Annotated in this window: 2 pseudogenes; one reads left to right on the plus strand and one right to left on the minus strand. The window is 28.1% G+C overall.

From position 1 onward, the window contains the following. Positions 1–409, minus strand: a pseudogene (locus CYP54_RS02810) (GGDEF-domain containing protein); the annotation flags it as partial. 374 nt (positions 410–783) lie between these two features. Here CYP54_RS02810 and CYP54_RS02815 point away from each other — a divergent pair. Beyond that, positions 784–1,091: pseudogene (locus CYP54_RS02815) on the plus strand (hypothetical protein); the annotation flags it as partial.

Below are 1,091 nucleotides of genomic sequence, written 5' to 3' on the forward strand. Positions count from 1 at the left end.
GGCCAAAATTTACATTTGAGATCTGGCTATAAAAAATAAATAAATTTAGCATCGTAAATAAAATACTAGCCGATATAAGGTAAAAGCCACTAATTTTTATATGAAGCAAACTGCTTGTAAAAATCTCACTTAAAGTGATAAAAAGTATAAGAAAATTTATGGCCACAATAGAGAGAAAAACGATATTTGATCCATTATTTATCATCGATAAGATATCTACTTCATCAAAAATACCATATATTAACATTGCTATTAAAAAAAAGACACTTATGCTATCCATAATAATGGCCAGCTTTTCTTGACTGGCTGCAAATTTTGAATACAAAAATATACTAACGCCAGTTAAAATAGATATCATCGGCAACATAAAAAACATATCAAGATACGCGTAAGAACTATGAGCCCGCAATAGTACATCTTGATTTAACACCATTAATGCATCGCAAATAGACCATAAAAAAACACCAAAACATATTGCAAGCCAATGCGTTATTTTGGTTTTTACTTTATCCATTGAAGTATAAATGCCAAAAGTTATTATAAAGAAACTAAGCAAAATAGATATTTTTCCAATTAGATTATAGTCTAGTAAAGATGCTAATAGTGCAAATACGAATAGAGCTACAACTGCAACTAAGATCCATTTTCGCACGCCAGTTATAGATGATTTTGATATTAAAAAAATAGTGTCCCTCTCCTAAGAAATAGTCCAAATTATACAAAAATTGACTTTGCTTTTGGTTATAATTTCCCAAAAAATTTTAAAATTCACAAAGGTATCTTATGAAGTGCAATATCGTCATAAATGGACAAAATTTAATAGATTATAAATCTTTTATCTTATTTTTCTCAAAGGCGGCAAGAAAGCAGTATTTTATAAACACTTTTATGATATTTACTGAAGCCATCATAGCTGGTTTTGTTGCTGATATGCTATTAAAAAGTAAAATTTTTACTATTATCGGAGCCATTTTTGCTATATTTTGGATCATTTTTTATCCTATTTTTTTAAAAAGAAGTCGCATAGCTGCATTAAAGAGAATTGAAATTTCAGACGTTCAAAAGCAAATGAATTTTGAAGTAAATGAGAA

Source organism: Campylobacter concisus, assembly GCF_002914005.1.
In the GTDB taxonomy this organism is placed as follows: Bacteria; Campylobacterota; Campylobacteria; order Campylobacterales; family Campylobacteraceae; genus Campylobacter_A; species Campylobacter_A concisus_N.